This is a genomic window from Mycobacterium sp. NGS18, assembly GCF_059813185.1.
Map to the genome: position 1 here is coordinate 22,700 of NZ_JCALEC010000002.1, position 17,101 is coordinate 39,800.

10 protein-coding genes and 1 tRNA gene are annotated in these 17,101 nt (G+C 68.8%); 7 read left to right on the forward strand and 4 right to left on the reverse strand.

Features of this window, described 5'->3' with window-relative positions:
- Positions 1 to 18 precede the first annotated feature (18 nt).
- Both rph and AC5Y31_RS03775 read left to right on the forward strand, forming a co-directional pair.
- Positions 19 to 801, forward strand: coding sequence for a ribonuclease PH (gene rph / locus AC5Y31_RS03770; RefSeq protein WP_065023349.1), 783 nt, complete (start codon positions 19 to 21; stop codon positions 799 to 801).
- On the forward strand, positions 794 to 1,405 hold the full coding sequence (locus AC5Y31_RS03775; RefSeq protein ID WP_499978946.1) for a non-canonical purine NTP pyrophosphatase: 612 nt from the start codon (positions 794 to 796) through the stop codon (positions 1,403 to 1,405). Before rph ends, AC5Y31_RS03775 begins: the two co-directional genes overlap by 8 nt.
- A gap of 36 nt (positions 1,406 to 1,441) precedes the next feature.
- On the opposite strand, the gene AC5Y31_RS03780 is transcribed toward AC5Y31_RS03775, so the two are convergent.
- On the reverse strand, positions 1,442 to 1,783 hold the full coding sequence (locus tag AC5Y31_RS03780; RefSeq protein WP_065023351.1) for a DUF3817 domain-containing protein: 342 nt from the start codon (positions 1,781 to 1,783) through the stop codon (positions 1,442 to 1,444).
- Positions 1,780 to 2,154: a hypothetical protein gene (locus tag AC5Y31_RS03785; RefSeq protein ID WP_499978176.1), complete on the reverse strand. Its 375-nt coding sequence runs from the start codon at positions 2,152 to 2,154 to the stop codon at positions 1,780 to 1,782. Before AC5Y31_RS03785 ends, AC5Y31_RS03780 begins: the two co-directional genes overlap by 4 nt.
- A 108-nt stretch (positions 2,155 to 2,262) precedes the next feature.
- Between AC5Y31_RS03785 and AC5Y31_RS03790 the strand changes: the two genes are divergently transcribed.
- Both AC5Y31_RS03790 and AC5Y31_RS03795 read left to right on the forward strand, forming a co-directional pair.
- Positions 2,263 to 2,829, forward strand: a complete 567-nt coding sequence (locus AC5Y31_RS03790; RefSeq protein ID WP_499978177.1) for a dihydrofolate reductase family protein — start codon at positions 2,263 to 2,265, stop codon at positions 2,827 to 2,829.
- A 69-nt stretch (positions 2,830 to 2,898) separates the two neighbouring features.
- Positions 2,899 to 2,982, forward strand: a tRNA-Leu gene (locus tag AC5Y31_RS03795).
- A 144-nt stretch (positions 2,983 to 3,126) separates the two neighbouring features.
- Here AC5Y31_RS03795 and AC5Y31_RS03800 read toward each other — a convergent pair.
- Positions 3,127 to 4,659, reverse strand: a complete 1,533-nt coding sequence (locus AC5Y31_RS03800; RefSeq protein ID WP_499978178.1) for a hypothetical protein — start codon at positions 4,657 to 4,659, stop codon at positions 3,127 to 3,129.
- Positions 4,660 to 5,019: 360 nt separating this feature from the next.
- Between AC5Y31_RS03800 and AC5Y31_RS03805 the strand changes: the two genes are divergently transcribed.
- Entirely contained in the window at positions 5,020 to 5,391 is a 372-nt protein-coding gene (locus tag AC5Y31_RS03805) for a DUF732 domain-containing protein (RefSeq protein WP_065023354.1), read from the forward strand.
- 4 nt (positions 5,392 to 5,395) lie between these two features.
- On the opposite strand, the gene AC5Y31_RS03810 is transcribed toward AC5Y31_RS03805, so the two are convergent.
- Positions 5,396 to 6,652 carry an MFS transporter gene (locus AC5Y31_RS03810; protein ID WP_499978950.1) on the reverse strand — a complete coding sequence of 419 codons (1,257 nt, stop codon included), beginning with the start codon at positions 6,650 to 6,652 and terminating at the stop codon, positions 5,396 to 5,398.
- 97 nt (positions 6,653 to 6,749) lie between these two features.
- Between AC5Y31_RS03810 and AC5Y31_RS03815 the strand changes: the two genes are divergently transcribed.
- Both AC5Y31_RS03815 and AC5Y31_RS03820 read left to right on the forward strand, forming a co-directional pair.
- Entirely contained in the window at positions 6,750 to 7,472 is a 723-nt protein-coding gene (locus tag AC5Y31_RS03815) for a DUF1906 domain-containing protein (RefSeq protein WP_499978180.1), read from the forward strand.
- 399 nt (positions 7,473 to 7,871) lie between these two features.
- Entirely contained in the window at positions 7,872 to 17,096 is a 9,225-nt protein-coding gene (locus AC5Y31_RS03820) for a fatty acid synthase subunit beta domain-containing protein (RefSeq protein ID WP_499978181.1), read from the forward strand.
- The last annotated feature ends 5 nt before the right edge of the window (positions 17,097 to 17,101 follow it).

Below are 17,101 nucleotides of genomic sequence, written 5' to 3' on the forward strand. Positions count from 1 at the left end.
CACCACTAGGGTGGTCGGGTGTCCAAACGAGAAGACGGTCGCCTCGACGATGAGCTGCGCCCGGTCGTCATCACCCGCGGATTCACCTCGAACCCGGCCGGGTCGGTGCTGGTCGAATTCGGCAACACCCGGGTCATGTGCACGGCCAGTGCCACCGAAGGCGTGCCGCGCTGGCGGAAAGGCTCCGGGCGGGGTTGGCTGACCGCCGAGTACGCCATGCTGCCCGCCGCCACGCATACCCGCTCCGACCGCGAATCGGTCAAGGGCCGCCTCGGTGGGCGCACCCAGGAGATCAGCCGGCTGGTCGGCCGCTCGCTGCGCGCCTGTATCGACCTGGCGGCGCTGGGGGAGAACACCATCGCGATCGACTGTGATGTGCTGCAGGCCGACGGCGGCACCCGCACCGCGGCGATCACCGGCGCCTATGTGGCGCTCGCCGACGCGGTCACCTACCTGTCGGCCGCCGGCAAGCTGTCGGATCCGCGCCCGCTGTCGTGCGCCATCTCGGCGGTCAGCGTCGGGGTCGTCGACGGCCGGGTCCGCGTCGATCTCCCGTATGAAGAGGACGCCCGCGCCGAGGTCGACATGAACGTCGTCGCCACCGACACCGGAACCCTGGTCGAGATCCAGGGCACCGGCGAGGGAGCGACGTTCCCGCGTTCGACGCTGGACAAGATGCTCGACGCGGCACTGGCCGCCTGCGAGAAGTTGTTCGTGGTGCAGCGCGAAGCGTTGACGTTGCCATATCCGGGGGTGCTGCCTGAGGGGCCGGCGAAGAAGAAGGCTTTCGGCGCTGACTGACATTCTGGTCGCCAGCCGCAACCGCAAGAAGCTGGCTGAACTGAGCCGGGTGCTCGAGCACGCCGGTGTGTCGGGCCTTCACCCGGTCTCGCTGGACGAGGTGGCGCCCTATCCCGAAGCGCCCGAAACCGCGGCGACCTTCGAGGGCAACGCCCTGGCCAAGGCGCGAGACGGCTATAAGGCGACTGGACTGCCTTGTATCGCAGATGATTCCGGCTTGACGGTCGATGCGCTCAACGGCATGCCGGGGGTGCTGTCGGCGCGCTGGTCGGGTGAGCACGGCAATGACGGCGCCAACACCGCCTTGCTGCTGGCCCAACTGCGTGACGTTCCCGACGGCCGGCGCGGCGCGGCGTTCGTATCGGCGTGCGCACTGGTCTGGGGTAGCGGCCCTGACCACGAGGTGGTGGTGCGTGGCGAATGGCCGGGCAGCATCGCCGGAGAACCGAGCGGCGACGGGGGATTCGGCTACGACCCGGTGTTCGTGCCCGCCGGTGATGTTCGCACTGCGGCGCAACTGAGCCCGGCGGAGAAAGACGCCGCGTCGCACCGCGGCCGTGCATTGGCGCTGCTGCTACCGGCGTTGCGGCAGCTTGTGAGCTGAGCCGTGCCGGTCTCCCCGCCGAAGTAAGTGCGCGCCTCAGAGGTTGAACTGGCTCTTGATGTTTCGGCTCTGGAAGTGCTCGACGATGATGCCCAGCAGCGGAATGGTGCCGGCCAGCAGGATCCCGATGGTCTTGGGGAGCGGCCAGCGCACCTTGACCGCCAGGTTGAACGTGGCCAGCAGGTAGACGAAGTACACCCAGCCGTGCACCACGCCGATCCAGGTGGGCGGGTTGTCCACCTTGACCACGTAGCGCACGAACACCTCGTAGCAGAGCGCGATCAGCCAGACACCGGTCGCCCACGCCATGACCCGGTAGGGCAGCAGTGCGCTGCGGACCTTCTCCGCGGGAGCGGCCTGGGCGGGTGTCTCGGTCATGCGGGATTCCTGTTCTTTCGTTCGTTCTCGGTGAGCTCGGCCAGGTAGGCGTTGTACTCCCGGAGTGCGGGGTCGTCGCTGGGTGCGACGGCGGGCGCGGGCCGCTCGGGCAGCAGTTCGGCCGGTATCTCGGTCACCGTGTCGGCCGGGTGCGGCTCGGGCGGTGCTTCTTCATAGCGGACGAATTTGCGGTAGGCGTAGACGCAGAACCAGGCGAACAGCGGCCACTGCAGGGCGTAGCCGAGGTTCTGGAAGGTGCCGTTGACCTCCTGGAACCGGGTCCATTGCCACCAGCCCAGCGCCAGGCAGGCGCAGGCGGCGACGATCACCAGCACGATCAGTGCCGGTCTCCGACGCCGTGTAGTGGACACCCCTTGACGGTACCGTGCGCTGGCCGAGGCGCCGTCAGGACTTGTCGCCGCACAACATCTCGTGGGTGCGTCGCTATCAGTTCTGCCCTCCAGTGCAGTCTGATGGACATGGGCAAACTCATCTATGGCTTCAACGTGTCGGTGGACGGGTACATCGCGGACGCCCACGGCAGCATCGACTGGTCCCGTCCAAGCGACGAACTGCACCAGTACTGGAACGACTTCGAGCGCGAGACCGCGCTGTCGTTCTACGGCCGCCGCCTCTACGAGCTGATGTCCGCGTATTGGCCGACCGCCGACAAGGCCCCGGATGCCACCCCGCTGATCGCCGACTTCGCTCGCACCTGGCGCGGCATGCCCAAGGTGGTGTTCTCGCGCACCTTGGAGTCCGTCGACTGGAACGCCCAGCTGGAACGTGGCGACCCGGTCGAGGTGGTGAGGAAGCTGAAGGCAGAAACCGACGGGAACCTGGAGGTGGCGGGCGCGACGCTGGCCGCCTCGATCGTGCAGGCCGGACTGGTCGACGAATACCGCATCGTGGTCGCACCCACCGCCGTCGGCGGTGGCACCCCGTTCTTCCCGACCCTGCCGTCATGGATCTCGCTGCGACTGTTGGAGAACCGCACCTTCCCCGGCGGCACCGTCCTACTGCGCTATGAGGCGCGACACGGCTGATCGGTCCTCCGCTGCCCGCGTGCTGCCGAACTTTCCGGGGGCCGTCAGGGCGGTAATATGGGCGCGCTTGCGGGCGTGGTGAAACTGGCATACACGATGGCTTTAGGTGCCATTGCTCGAAAGAGCGTGAGGGTTCGAGTCCCTCCGCCCGCACAAATGTGATGAGTCGCGGCATAAGCGACAGATCGCCCCGGCTTTAGGGTCGCGGTTTTCCAAGCCAGCCCGCGAGAGTGTAAACACGCAGGGAAAACACGAATTTTTCCTGCGTGTACGCAATCTCGACGCGGGCTTACCCGCTTAGAGTCCGAACCCGTCCCAGATGCTCGACAGCGAAACCCAGAAATCGGAGAGGTCATTGGACAGGCTCCCCGTAGGGTCGACGACACCGAGCAGGTCGGGCCAGATCTGCGTCTGGTCCAACCCGCCCAGCTCGCTCGGCACCGTGGGAACGTCGACGCCGCTGTCCGAGCCTCCGGTTCCGGCCCACGGCCCCAGGTAAGCCGGGTCGGTCATCAGTCCCGAGTTGACCAGGAGCTTTGCCAAGTTGGGGTTGATGTCGTCGAGGTAATCAACGATCTGATTTTCGGTGTCCGGGTTCAAGGTGAACCACCCGGTCTGTAGACCGGCCACGGTGGCGTCGATCTGCTCCGGTGTCGGCGCGTTCGCCAGGCCTGAGCTGTTGAGGCTCAGCCACTCGCTGATGAGCGGATTGGGCGGCCCGATGTTCTGGATCGACTGAACCAGGTCCGCCGTGGTCACGCCGAAGGGCGGCGCGAACGGGGACTGGTCGCAGAGCTCCGGGCACAGCGGACTGCCCGGGGTGAACGGGTTGAAGTCCACGACCATTCCGGCGACCAGCGCCTTCAGCGCCTGGCCCACGTCGTCCGGGCCGACGAGCTGGAAGCCGTTCAGGTCGACCGGTGCCTCCAGGCTCTGGAACCACTGCTCGAACGGCCCGAGCGGATTGAGTTGGACATCAGTTCCCGCCCAGGGCATCAAGTTCGCACCGTCAGGTCCGGTTGTGGTGCCCGGGAAACCGAAGCCGGGCTGAGCCTCGCTGCCGGGTACCGCATCCAGTGGGGCACCCGGAACCGCACCGCCCGGGCCGATACCCGCCGAGGGGTCCGCGATTCCGGCCGCTGTCGGGTTGGCGATGTCGGCGGGGGTGGACGGGAACTGGTATCCGGTGAGCAGCTGCTGCAACGGCACCTTCAACCAGTGGCTGAAAAGTCCTAATTGGTTGTCGGCGTTGGGAAAGTTCGTGAACACCTTCTCGAAGTCGATCAGCCTGTCCAGCGCGGTAAGACCGGTGATCGGGTCCGTCGGCACCAGCGGCGCGCATTGCACCGCGTCGCACGATGCGCTGACCGGAAGTTCGGCCGCCGCCAGCATGGCGAACTGCTGCCCCAGGCCCGCGGTCCCGTTCGCCAGCAAGGTCGGATCGATTTCGGGCTGGTCCAGTCCGGAGACTTGCGGGGCGAACGGAAACAGGAAGTCGAAGATGGCCATGAAATGCCCCGGGTCGCCGGGGTCCTCGCCCCACAGGTTCGTGGCGCTCGGCGTCCACCAGGTGCCGGTGAAGAAGAAGGAATCCGCCAGCACATTGGTGGCGGCGACCTCGTTGGCCGGAATGTTGAAGAGGTCTTGGAACAAGTTGAAGGGCACGTTGAGGATGGAGTCGCCGGCCACCAGGCGCACGGCTCGGTCGATAATCGACGTTCCCGCTGACCACGGCTGGACCGCTGCGGCCTGAGCGACGACCACGGCGCTTGCCGCAACGACTATCAAGCCGGTCTGCGGATACCGGCGACGGTGTACTGCAACTGCCATGTCTTCCCCCCGTTGGCACACCACGCCCGGTGGCGTGGCCGCATCGTCGAGGATCCACCGAGCTGAATAGCGCGAAACGGACGATAGCCGGGGTTGCTGATAGGGCAATGCCAGCTAGCTAATAAATATGGAGGCTTGATATTTACCTCCGCGTCAAGTTTTGGCACCGCTCTCGACCTGGGGTTTTGTTCGTTCGCCGAGGGCGCGCGAGGAGGCACTTTCGACGCCTTGCCAGCTAACCCGCCGCTGCCCGCCAGAACGGCTGACCATAACCGGTGGGCGACTGCTCGACTTCGCCCTCCCGAACGTCCGCCGGTGCCAGAATGGGTGTATTAGTCCTTCTCGGATTGGTGCGGTGTGATGAAAAAACAACTCTTCGCAACGGCGCTCGGTGCGGTACTGGCCGGCTTTGCCACAGCACCTGTTCCCGCGGCATTCGCCGACCCACTCAGCAATGACGACCAGGTGTTCTTCACCGACCTGGAGCAAGAGGGGCTGCACCCTGACTACGACAAGCAGGTCTGTGGCAGCATCAAGTGCTCCTCGCTGCGGGATCTGCTGGTGCAGGAGGGCCATGCGGTCTGTTCGGCGCTGGGCAGTTCCCCGCGGCTGGTGCCGATCTCGGTGATCGCGAATCTGGAAGTGTCACCTGATAAGGCGCACGCCATCATCACGGCGGCTCGGCAGGCCTACTGTCCGCAGTCTCCGGACCCGTATCGATCGACCGTCTGAACGGTCAGCGCTCGGCAGCGACGACCGGGGTCGGCGCCTCACCCAGCGTGTCGGAGTGCTGTGCCTTGCGCGCGTTGACTACCACGCCCACGGCGGCGACCGCCCAGATCACGCATTGGACGGTCCAGGCCAGCCGGAAGGCCGAGAACGAAAAACCGCCGGCCATCGCGATGACGATCCCCATCGCCTGCATGATCAGCAGCGTGGCGATGAAACCGCCGGTGTTGACCATGCCCTGCGCGGTGCCCAACGCGGCGGGCGGGTTGTAGGTGCGGGCGAAGTCGAAGGCCAAAATCGACACCGGCTGGCCCGCCGAGATCACCACGATCAGCACCACCAGCAGCCAGTGCGGCGCGGGGGAGGGCAGCGTCAGCAGCACCGCCCAGATCGCGGCGGTCAGCGCGATCATCGCCAGCACCAGCCCCGTCCGGTGTTGAGGCCGGCGCGCCGACAGGGTTCCGGTCAGCAGCCCAACCACGACGAAGGTTGCCACCGACAGCGTCAGCAACGCACCGGCCACGCCGCGCGAAAGCCCCTGGGCGGTGGTCAGGTAGGGCACGCCCCACATCAGCGCGAAGACGTTCGCCGAGAACGGTGTGCCCAGGTGGGTGAAGAACCCCAGTTTGGTGCCGGGCCGGGACCAGACCGTCTTGACGTCACCGAATACCGCACGAAACGTCCTCGGTTGTACGGCGACCGGCGTCCCGGCCGGGGCGTCCCGGCACAAGGCGAGGGTCAGTGCGACGGCCAGCACACCCAGGGCGGCTGCCGAGAGGTAAGCCGCCGTCCAGCCGCCGTGCAGCAGAATCGCCAGGAATGGCACCGCCGAAAGCAGCTGCCCGAACTGGCCGCAGATCCCGGTCAGTTGGGTCAGCAACGGAACACGCTCGGGTGCAAACCAATTGGGCAGCAGCCGGATGACCGAGATGAACACGAACGCATCGCCCAGGCCGACGACGCCGTATGCGCCGACCGCGACGGGCAGCGAATGGGTCAGCGACAGCGTCAACTGTGCGGCGGAGAGCACCGCGACGCCGCTGGCGATCATCGCCTTGGGTCCGAAGCGGTCCAGCAGCACTCCGGCCGGAATCTGCATCGAGGCGTAAACGATGAGCTGCAGGATCACGAACGACGACAGCGCGCCCGGACCGGTGCTGAACCGGTCGGCAGCGTCCAACCCGGACACCCCAAAGGTGGTGCGGTCCAGCACCGCAACCACGTAGGACAACAGGCCGGTGCCCCACACGATCCAGGGACGCATCCAGCGACCCGACCTCCGCACCTGTGCCACCCGCCCATCCTGCCCTGCGGTGCTCAGCCTCCCGTGAGCGGCGGGTGTCTCCCGTATCCTTTGGCGCGTGTTGATTTCCCGGCGCGACGTGCTCAAACTTGCCGCAACCGCCCCGGCTGCGGTCGCTCTCGGCGCCGCGGCGTCGGCGCTGGTGGCCGCGACCGCTAAGGCGGCTCCGCTGGGCATCCTGCTGGACTACGCGGCCGGGGTGCTGTCCGCCGAGGAGATCCGGGAGGCAGGTGCGCTCGGCGCCATCCGCTACGTCTCCGACCGCCGCCCCGGCGCCGACTGGATGCTCGGCAAGCCGATGCAGCCGGCCGAAGCGCATGACCTGAACCAGAACGGCCTCAAGATCGTCTCCTGCTACCAGTACGGCAAACAGGCGACCGCCGACTGGCTAGGCGGCCAGGCGGCCGGCGTCGAGCACGCCCGGCGGGGATTGCAACTGCATGCCGCGGCGGGCGGCCCGGACAGCGCTCCGATCTACGCCTCGATCGACGACAACCCCTCCTACGAGCAGTACCAGGCGCAGGTGGCCCCTTACCTGCGCGGCTGGGAGTCGGTGATCGGGCCTGACCGCACGGGGGTCTACGCCAACTCCACGACGATCGAGTGGGCGGTGCAAGACGGCTTGGGTTCATGCTTCTGGCAGCACAACTGGGGCTCGCCCGGCGGTGTCGCGCACCCGGCGGCCAACCTGCATCAGGTCGAGATCGACAAGCGCAAGGTCGGCAACGTCGGGGTGGATGTCAACGAGATCCGCACGCCCCAGTTCGGCCAGTGGGCCTGACCCGCGGGTGGCGGGGATCACCGCGCCCGGTGGACACTGCGACATCGGCTGTCCACGACGACATTGTTTCGCCAGACGCGAACATAACGATTAGATAACAATGCGGCTTTGATCAGCGCTGTTGTGGCTACTCGACCGTAACCCCACGCACGCAGGACGTTTGGTCCCGATGATCCGAGGCGTCGTCGGAGCGCGTGATATTCGCAGGTGGGTTACCCGGGCGTAGAACTCACGAGTAACCCATTAGCTGCAGAAACGGCACAGGTTCTTATGACACTCTTACTGCTGTAGCGCGGCCGCGACGACGCGAGAGCCCGCTGCCCGCCCAGGGGACCAGCCGGTGATGCCGGCCGACGACGAATCAAGACGCGATATGCCAGAGCAGGGGAGATATTTAACGTGACGATCCACGAACACGACCGGGTGTCCGCCGACGGCGCCGGCTCGGGGCCGCTCGCCAACGCCTCGTCCGCTCTGGTGGATCGTCTGACGGCCGGCGAGCCGTACGCGGTCGCCTTCGGCGGTCAGGGCAGCGCCTGGCTGGAGTCGCTCGAGGAGCTGGTGTCCTCGGCCGGGATCGAAACCGAGCTGGCCACGCTGGCCGGTGAGGCCGACCTGCTGCTGGAGCCGGTCGCCAAAGAACTCGTCGTGGTACGGCCCATAGGCTTCGAGCCGCTGCAGTGGGTGCGCGCGCTGGCCGCCGAGGACCCGGTTCCCTCGGCCAAGCAGCTGACCTCGGCCGCGGTGTCGGTCCCGGGCGTCCTGTTGACGCAGATCGCCGCGGTACGGGCGCTGCAACGTCAGGGCCTGGACCTGTCGGCCACCCCACCGGTCGCCGTCGCGGGGCACTCGCAGGGCGTCTTGGCCGTCGAGTCGCTGAAAGCCGGTGGTGCCACCGACGTGCAGCTGCTCGCGATCGCCCAGCTGGTCGGCGCCGCCGGAACTCTGGTGGCCCGCCGCCGCGGCATCTCGATCCTGGGCGACCGCCCGCCGATGGTGTCGGTCGCAGGCGCCGACCCGGAGCGTATCCAGCAACTGCTGGAGGAGTTCGCCACCGACGTGCGCACCGTGCTGCCGCCGGTGCTGTCCATCCGCAACGGCCGGCGTGCGGTCGTTATTACCGGCACCCCCGAGCAGCTGTCCCGCTTCGAGCTCTATTGCGAGCAGATTGCCGACAAGGAGGCCGCCGAGCGCAAGAACAAGCTGCGCGGCGGTGCGGTCTTCGCTCCGGTCTTCGAGCCGGTGCAGGTCGAAGTGGGATTCCACTCGCCGCGGCTGTCCGATGGCATCGAGATCGTCGGCCAGTGGGCGGCCACGGTCGGCCTCGACGTCGCTTTGGCCCGCGCGATGGCCGAGTCCATCCTGGTGGGCCAGGTCGACTGGGTCGACGAGATCACCGCTTTGCATGACGCGGGCGCCCGCTGGATTCTGGACCTGGGTCCCGGAGACATCCTGACCCGGCTGACCGCACCGGTGATCCGCGGCCTGGGCATCGGGATCGTGCCGGTGGCCACCCGCGGCGGACAGCGCAACCTGTTCACCATCGGCGCGGTGCCGGAGGTGGCCCGGCCGTGGACGAGCTACGCCCCGTCGGTGGTGCAGCTGCCCGACGGCCGGATCAAGCTCGACACCAAGTTCACCCGCCTGACCGGCCGGTCGCCGATCCTGCTGGCCGGCATGACGCCGACCACCGTCGACGCCAAGATCGTCGCCGCGGCCGCCAACGCCGGACACTGGTCCGAGCTGGCCGGTGGCGGGCAGGTCACCGAGGAGATCTTCAACGACCGGGTCGCCGAGCTGACCACCCTGCTGGAGCCGGGTCGCACGGTCCAGTTCAACTCGTTGTTCCTGGACCCCTACCTGTGGAAGCTGCAGGTGGGTGGAAAGCGCTTGGTGCAGAAGGCCCGTCAGTCCGGTGCCCCGTTCGACGGACTGGTGATCAGCGCCGGCATCCCCGAGCTCGAGGAAGCCGTCGAGCTGATCGCCGAGCTCAACGAGGCCGGCATCAGCCACGTCGTGTTCAAGCCCGGCACCGTCGAGCAGATCCGGTCGGTGATCCGCATCGCCGCCGAGGTGCCCACCACCCCGGTGATCGCGCACGTCGAGGGCGGCCGCGCCGGCGGTCACCACTCCTGGGAAGACCTGGACGACCTGCTCCTGGCGACCTACTCGGAGCTGCGCTCGCAGCCCAACATCACCCTGTGTGTCGGCGGCGGCATCGGCACCCCCGAGCGGGCCGCCGAATACCTGTCCGGGCAGTGGTCGCAGGAACACGGCTTCCCGTTGATGCCCGTCGACGGCATCCTCGTCGGCACCGCGGCGATGGCCACCAAGGAGGCCACCACTTCGCCGGCGGTGAAGCAGATGCTGGTCGACACCAAGGGGACCGACCACTGGATCGGCGCCGGAAAAGCCCAGGGCGGCATGGCTTCCTCGCGCAGCCAGCTCGGCGCCGACATCCACGAGATCGACAACACCGCTTCGCGGTGCGGCCGGCTGCTCGACGAGGTCGCCGGCGACGGCGATGCGGTCGCGGCCCGCCGCGACGAGATTATCGCCGCACTGGCCGACACCGCCAAGCCGTACTTCGGCGACGTCACCGAGATGACGTACGCGCAGTGGCTGCGCCGGTACGTGGAGTTGGCCATCGGCGACGGCGACTCGACCGCCGACACCGCCTCACCGGACAGCCCCTGGCTGGCCGACACCTGGCGGGAGCGGTTCGGCTCGATGCTGCAGCGCGCCGAAGCCCGGCTCAACGAGGTCGAGTCCGGCCCCATCGAGACGCTGTTCGCCGATTCTGAAGAGGGACAGGCGATTCTGGAGCGCCCGGCCGACGCCATCGCCGCGCTGGTGGCGCGTTACCCCGACGCCGAGACCGTCGTGCTGCACCCGGCCGATGCACCGTTCTTCACCCAGCTGTGCAAGACGCCGGGCAAGCCGGTCAACTTCGTGCCGGTGATCGACAAGGACGTGCGTCGCTGGTGGCGCAGTGACTCGCTGTGGCAGGCGCACGACGCCCGCTACGCCGCCGACCAGGTCTGCATCATTCCCGGCATCACCGCCGTCGCGGGTATCACCCGGGTTGACGAGCCGGTCGGCGAGCTGCTGGACCGCTTCGAGCAGGCGGCGATCGACCAGGTGCTGGCCAATGGTGCGCAGCCCACGCCGGTGACGGCGCGCCGCCAGGGCCGCACCGACGTGTCCGGCCCGCTGGCCGTGCTGCTCGACGCCCCAGATGTGCTGTGGGCCGGTCGCACCGCCACCAACCCGGTGCACCGGATCGCCGGTGCCGACGAGTGGCAGGTGCACGAGAACCGCACCGCCACCCACCCGACGACCGGGGCGCGCCTGGAGGTCGTTTCGGAGTCGGCCGTCGTGCTCAGCGTGCCGCTGTCGGGTGTCTGGATCGACATTCGTTTCACTGTGCCGGCATCCGTCGTCGATGGCGCCACCCCGCTGGTCTCCACCGAGGACGCCGCCGCCGCGATGCGTTCGGTGCTGGCCATCGCCGCCGGCGTCGACGGCCCGGAGGCACTTCCGCCGGTGCGCGACGGCGCGGCCACCGTGACGGTGGCGTGGAACCCCGAGCAGGTCGCCGACCACACCGGGGTGACCGCCACGTTCGGCGCGCCACTGGCGCCGGGACTCTCGACGGTGCCCGACGCGCTGGTCGGTCGTTGCTGGCCCGCGGTGTTCGCCGCGATCGGCTCGGCCACCACCGACGCCGGATTCCCGGTCGTCGAAGGCCTGCTGTCGCTGGTGCACCTGGACCACACGGCGCGCCTGCACGCCGGGCTGCCGGCCGACCCGGCCGAATTGACCGTCACCGCAACGGCTTCGGCGGCCACCGACACCGAAGTCGGCCGCGTCGTCCCGGTCTCGGTCACGGTCTCCGCGGCCGATGGAACAGTGCTGGCCACCTTGGAGGAGCGCTTCGCGATCCGCGGGCGCACCGGCGCCGCGGAACTTACCGACCCGGTCCGGGCGGGTGGCGCGGTCTCCGACAACGCCACCGACACCCCGCGCCGCCGCCGGCGCGACGTCACCGTCACCGCACCGGTCGACATGCGGCCGTTCGCGGTGGTCTCCGGAGACCACAACCCCATCCACACCGACCGGGCCGCAGCGCTGCTGGCCGGCCTGGAATCGCCCATCGTGCACGGCATGTGGCTCTCGGCCGCGGCCCAGCACGTAGTGACCGCCACCGACGGCCAAGCCCGCCCACCGGCGCGGCTGCTCGGCTGGACCGCGCGCTTCCTGGGCATGGTCAAGCCGGGCGACGACGTCGACTTCCGGGTCGACCGGGTCGGAATCGACCTGGGCGCAGAGGTTTTGGAGGTGTCCGCCCGGATCGGGTCGGACCTGGTGATGTCGGCGACCGCCCGACTGACCGCGCCGAAGACCGTCTACGCGTTCCCGGGCCAGGGTGTCCAGCACAAGGGCATGGGCATGGACGTCCGCGCCCGCTCCAAAGCGGCGCGCAAGGTCTGGGACTCCGCGGACAAATTCACCCGCGACACCCTGGGCTTCTCGGTGCTGAACGTGGTGCGTGACAACCCGACCTCGCTGATCGCCGCCGGCGTGCACTACCACCACCCCGAGGGCGTGCTGTACCTGACGCAGTTCACCCAGGTCGCCATGGCGACAACAGCTGCCGCGCAGGTCGCCGAGATGCGCGAGCAAGGTGCCTTCGTGGAGGGGGCCATCACCTGTGGGCACTCGGTCGGTGAGTACACCGCACTGGCGTGCGTCAGCGGTGTCTTCGAACTGGAAGCGTTGCTGGAGGCCGTATTCCAGCGCGGGTCGAACATGCACGACATCGTGCCGCGCGACGCCATGGGGCGGTCCAACTACCGGCTGGCCGCCATCCGGCCCTCGCAGATCGACCTCGACGACGCCGACGTCACCGCGTTCGTCGCCGACATCTCCGAGCGCACCGGGGAGTTCCTGGAGATCGTCAACTTCAACCTGCGCGGTTCGCAGTACGCGATCGCCGGCACGGTGGCCGGGCTGGAGGCCCTGGAGGCCGAGGTCGAGCGGCGCCGCGAGATCTCCGGCGGTAAGCGGTCCTTCATCCTGGTTCCCGGGATCGACGTGCCGTTCCACTCGAGTGTGCTGCGCATCGGCGTCGACGACTTCCGGCGCTCGTTGGAGCGGGTGATGCCGCACGGCAAAGACCCGGCTCTGATTGTCGGGCGCTACATCCCCAACCTGGTGCCCAAGCCGTTCACGCTGGACCGAGAGTTCATCCAGGAGATCCGCGACCTGGTGCCGGCCACCGCACTCGACGAGATCCTGGCCGACTACGACACCTGGCGTAACGAGAAGCCGTCCGAGCTGTGCCGCAAGGTCGTCATCGAGCTGCTGGCGTGGCAGTTCGCCAGCCCGGTGCGCTGGATCGAGACCCAGGACCTGCTGTTCATCGAGGACGCCGCCGGCGGTCTGGGTGTCGAGCGGTTCGTCGAGATCGGGGTGAAGACCGCGCCGACGGTCGCCGGACTGGCCACCAACACGCTCAAGTTGCCCGAGTACGCCCACAGCACAGTGGAAGTGCTCAACGCCGAGCGGGACGCGGCAGTGCTGTTCGCCACCGACACCGACCCCGAGCCGGAGCCCGAAGAGGAAGAGCCGGTTGCGGATTCCGGCGCTGATGCGCCTGCCGAGGTTGCTGTGGCGGCCGCCCCGGCGCCCGCCGCTCCGTCGGGGGGCCCACGCCCCGACGACATCGGGTTCGACGCCGCCGATGCCACCCTGGCGCTGATCGCGTTGAGCGCCAAGATGCGCATCGACCAGATCGAGGCGCTGGACTCCATCGAGTCCATCACCGACGGTGCGTCGTCGCGGCGCAACCAGCTGCTGGTCGATCTGGGTTCGGAGCTGAACCTCGGCGCCATCGACGGCGCCGCCGAAGCCGACCTGTCCGGGCTGAAGTCGCAGGTCACCAAGCTGGCGCGCACCTACAAGCCGTACGGCCCGGTGCTGACCGACGCGATCAACGATCAGCTGCGCACCGTCTTGGGGCCGTCGGGCAAGCGGCCCGCCGCCATCGCCGAACGGGTGAAGAAGACCTGGGAGCTCGGCGACGGCTGGGCCAAGCACGTCACCGTCGAGGTGGCGCTGGGCACCCGCGAGGGCACCAGCGTCCGGGGCGGCGCCCTGGGTGGTCTGCACGAGGGCGCGCTGGCCGACGCCGCCGCGGTCGACAAGGTGATTGATGCGGCCGTTGCGGCCGTCGCGGCCCGCCGCGGCGTGGCCGTCAGCCTGCCGTCGGCCGGCGGGGGCGGCGGTGCGACCGTGGATGCCGCCGCACTCGGGGAGTTCACCGAGCAGATCACCGGCCGCGACGGCGTGCTGGCCTCGGCGGCCCGACTGGTGCTGGGCCAGCTCGGGTTCGACGAGCCGGCGACCGTTCCGGCGGGCGCCACCGACAGCGAGCTCATCGATCTGGTGACCGCCGAGCTGGGGTCGGACTGGCCGCGGCTGGTGGCGCCGGCGTTCGACGGGCGCAAGGCGGTGCTGTTCGACGACCGCTGGGCCAGCGCCCGCGAAGACCTGGTCAAGCTGTGGCTGACCGACGAAGGCGACATCGACGCCGACTGGCCGCGGCTGGCCGAGCGCTTCGAGGGCGCCGGCCATGTGGTCGCCACCCAGGCGACCTGGTGGCAGGGCCGGGCCCTGGCGGTCGGCCAGCAGATCCATGCGTCGCTGTTCGCCCGGATCGCCGCAGGCGCGGAGAACCCGGGCCGGGGCCGCTACTGCGACGAGATCGCGGTGGTGACCGGCGCGTCGAAGGGCTCGATCGCCGCGTCGGTGGTCGGCCAGTTGCTCGACGGCGGTGCGACCGTCATCGCGACCACGTCCAAGCTCGACGAGGAGCGCCTGGGCTTCTACCGCAACCTCTACCGCGACCACGCCCGCTTCGGCGCCGCGCTGTGGGTGGTTCCGGCCAACATGGCCTCCTACGCCGACATCGACGCGCTCGTCGAGTGGGTGGGCAACGAGCAGTCCGAAAACCTTGGGCCGCAGTCGATCCACCTGAAGGATGCGCAGACGCCGACGCTGCTGTTCCCGTTCGCGGCACCTCGTGTGGCCGGCGACCTCTCGGAGGCCGGCTCGCGCGCCGAGATGGAGATGAAGGTGCTGCTGTGGGCGGCGCAGCGACTGATCGGTGGCCTGTCGAAGATCGGCGCCGAACGCGACATCGCCTCGCGGCTGCACGTGGTGCTGCCCGGATCGCCCAACCGCGGCATGTTCGGCGGTGACGGCGCCTACGGCGAGGCCAAGGCCGCACTGGATGCCGTGGTGTCGCGTTGGAAGGCCGAGTCGTCCTGGGCGTCTCGGGTCAGCCTCGCGCACGCCCTGATCGGCTGGACGCGCGGCACTGGCCTGATGGGCCACAACGACGTCATCGTCGACGCTGTCGAGGAAGCCGGCGTCACCACCTACTCGACCGAGCAGATGGCGGCCATGCTGCTGGGTCTGTGCGACATCGAGTCCAAGGTGGCCGCGGCCAACGCGCCGATCGAGGCCGACCTGACCGGTGGCCTGGCCGAGGCGAACCTGGACATGGCCGAATTGGCCGCCAAGGCCCGCGAGGAGATGACTTCGGAGGCCGCGCAAGACGACGAGCCGGCGCAGGGAACGATCGCCGCCCTCCCGTCGCCGCCGCGGGGCCACAACCCGGCGCCCCCACCGGTCTGGGAGGACCTCGACGTCGACCCGGCCGACCTGGTGGTCATCGTCGGCGGCGCCGAATTGGGCCCGCTGGGCTCGTCGCGCACCCGCTTCGAGATGGAGGTCTCCGGCGAGCTGTCGGCTGCCGGGGTGCTCGAGCTGGCCTGGACCACCGGGCTGGTCAAGTGGGAAGACGACCCGACGCCGGGTTGGTATGACACCGAAACCGGTGAGCTCATCGACGAGTCCGAGCTGGTCGAGCGTTACCACGACGCGGTCGTGGAGCGCGTCGGCGTCCGCGAGTTCGTCGACGACGGTGCGATCGACCCCGACCACGCCTCGCCGTTGCTGGTCAGTGTGTTCCTGGACAAGGACTTCTCGTTCGTGGTCTCCAGCGAGGCCGACGCGCGGGCGTTCGTCGAATTCGACCCCGAGCACACCGTGGTGAGCCCGGTGCCGGACTCGTCGGACTGGCAGGTGATCCGCAAGGCGGGCACCGAGATTCGGGTGCCGCGCAAGAGCAAGCTGTCCCGCACGGTGGGCGCTCAGATCCCGACCGGGTTCGACCCGACGGTGTGGGGGATCAGCCAGGACATGGCCACCTCCATCGACCGGGTGGCGCTGTGGAACATCGTCGCGACCGTGGATGCGTTCCTGTCGGCGGGCTTCACCCCGACCGAGCTGATGCGCTGGGTGCACCCGTCGCTGGTGGCCAGTACCCAGGGCACCGGCATGGGTGGCATGACCTCGATGCAGACCATGTACCACGGCAACCTGCTGGGCCGGTCCAAGCCGAACGACATTCTGCAGGAGGTCCTGCCGAATGTGGTTGCCGCGCACGTGGTTCAGAGCTACGTCGGGTCCTACGGCGCGATGATCCACCCGGTGGCCGCATGTGCCACCGCGGCGGTGTCGGTCGAGGAGGGTGTCGACAAGATCCGGTTGGGCAAGGCCGAGCTGGTGGTCACCGGCGGCTACGACGACCTGACCCTGGAAGCGATCATCGGCTTCGGTGACATGGCGGCCACCGCCGACACCGAGATGATGCGGGCCAAGGGCATCAGCGACTCGAAGTTCTCCCGGGCCAACGACCGGCGCCGGCTGGGCTTCGTCGAGGCCCAGGGTGGTGGCACCATCCTGCTGGCCCGCGGCGACCTGGCGGCCAAGATGGGTCTGCCGGTGCAGGCGGTGGTGGCCTACGCGCAAAGCTTCGCCGATGGTGTGCACACCTCCATCCCGGCCCCCGGCCTGGGTGCACTCGGTGCCGGTCGGGGCGGCAAAGACTCGATGCTGGCGCGTTCGCTGGCCAAGCTGGGCGTCGGTGCCGACGACATCGCGGTGGTCTCCAAGCACGACACCTCGACGCTGGCCAACGACCCCAACGAGACCGAGCTGCATGAGCGGCTGGCCGACTCGCTGGGCCGCTCGCCAGGCGCACCGCTGTTCGTGATCAGCCAGAAGAGCCTCACCGGGCACGCCAAGGGCGGTGCGGCGGTCTTCCAGCTGATGGGGCTGTGCCAGGTGCTGCGCGACGGGGTCATCCCGCCCAACCGCAGCCTGGACTGCGTCGACGATGAGCTGGCCACCGCCGGGCACTTCGTGTGGGTGCGTGAGCCGCTGCACCTCGGGGAGAAGTTCCCGCTCAAGGCCGGGTTGGTCACCAGCCTCGGGTTCGGCCACGTGTCCGGTCTGGTCGCGCTGGTGCACCCGCAGGCGTTCCTGGCGGCACTGGACCCGGGCCAGCGCGAGGCGTATCTGGAGCAGGCCTCCGCCCGTGTGCTGGCCGGTCAGCGCCGGCTCGCCTCGGCGATCGCCGGCGGTACGCCGATGTACGAGCGGCCCGCGGACCGGCGGTTCGACCACGACCGCTCGGAGAAGCGCCAGGAGTCGGCGATGTTGCTCAACCCGGCGGCCCGGCTCGGCGACGGCGACGTCTACATCGGCTGAGGTGC

Bases quoted from the DNA above. Each gene is read 5' to 3' on its own strand.
- AC5Y31_RS03780 (WP_065023351.1), bottom strand. From the start codon at position 1,783: ATGACCGAGACACCCGCCCAGGCCGCTCCCGCGGAGAAGGTCCGCAGC.
- AC5Y31_RS03790 (WP_499978177.1), top strand. From the start codon at position 2,263: ATGGGCAAACTCATCTATGGCTTCAACGTGTCGGTGGACGGGTACATC.
- AC5Y31_RS03800 (WP_499978178.1), bottom strand. From the start codon at position 4,659: ATGGCAGTTGCAGTACACCGTCGCCGGTATCCGCAGACCGGCTTGATA.
- AC5Y31_RS03805 (WP_065023354.1), top strand. From the start codon at position 5,020: ATGAAAAAACAACTCTTCGCAACGGCGCTCGGTGCGGTACTGGCCGGC.
- AC5Y31_RS03810 (WP_499978950.1), bottom strand. From the start codon at position 6,652: ATGCGTCCCTGGATCGTGTGGGGCACCGGCCTGTTGTCCTACGTGGTT.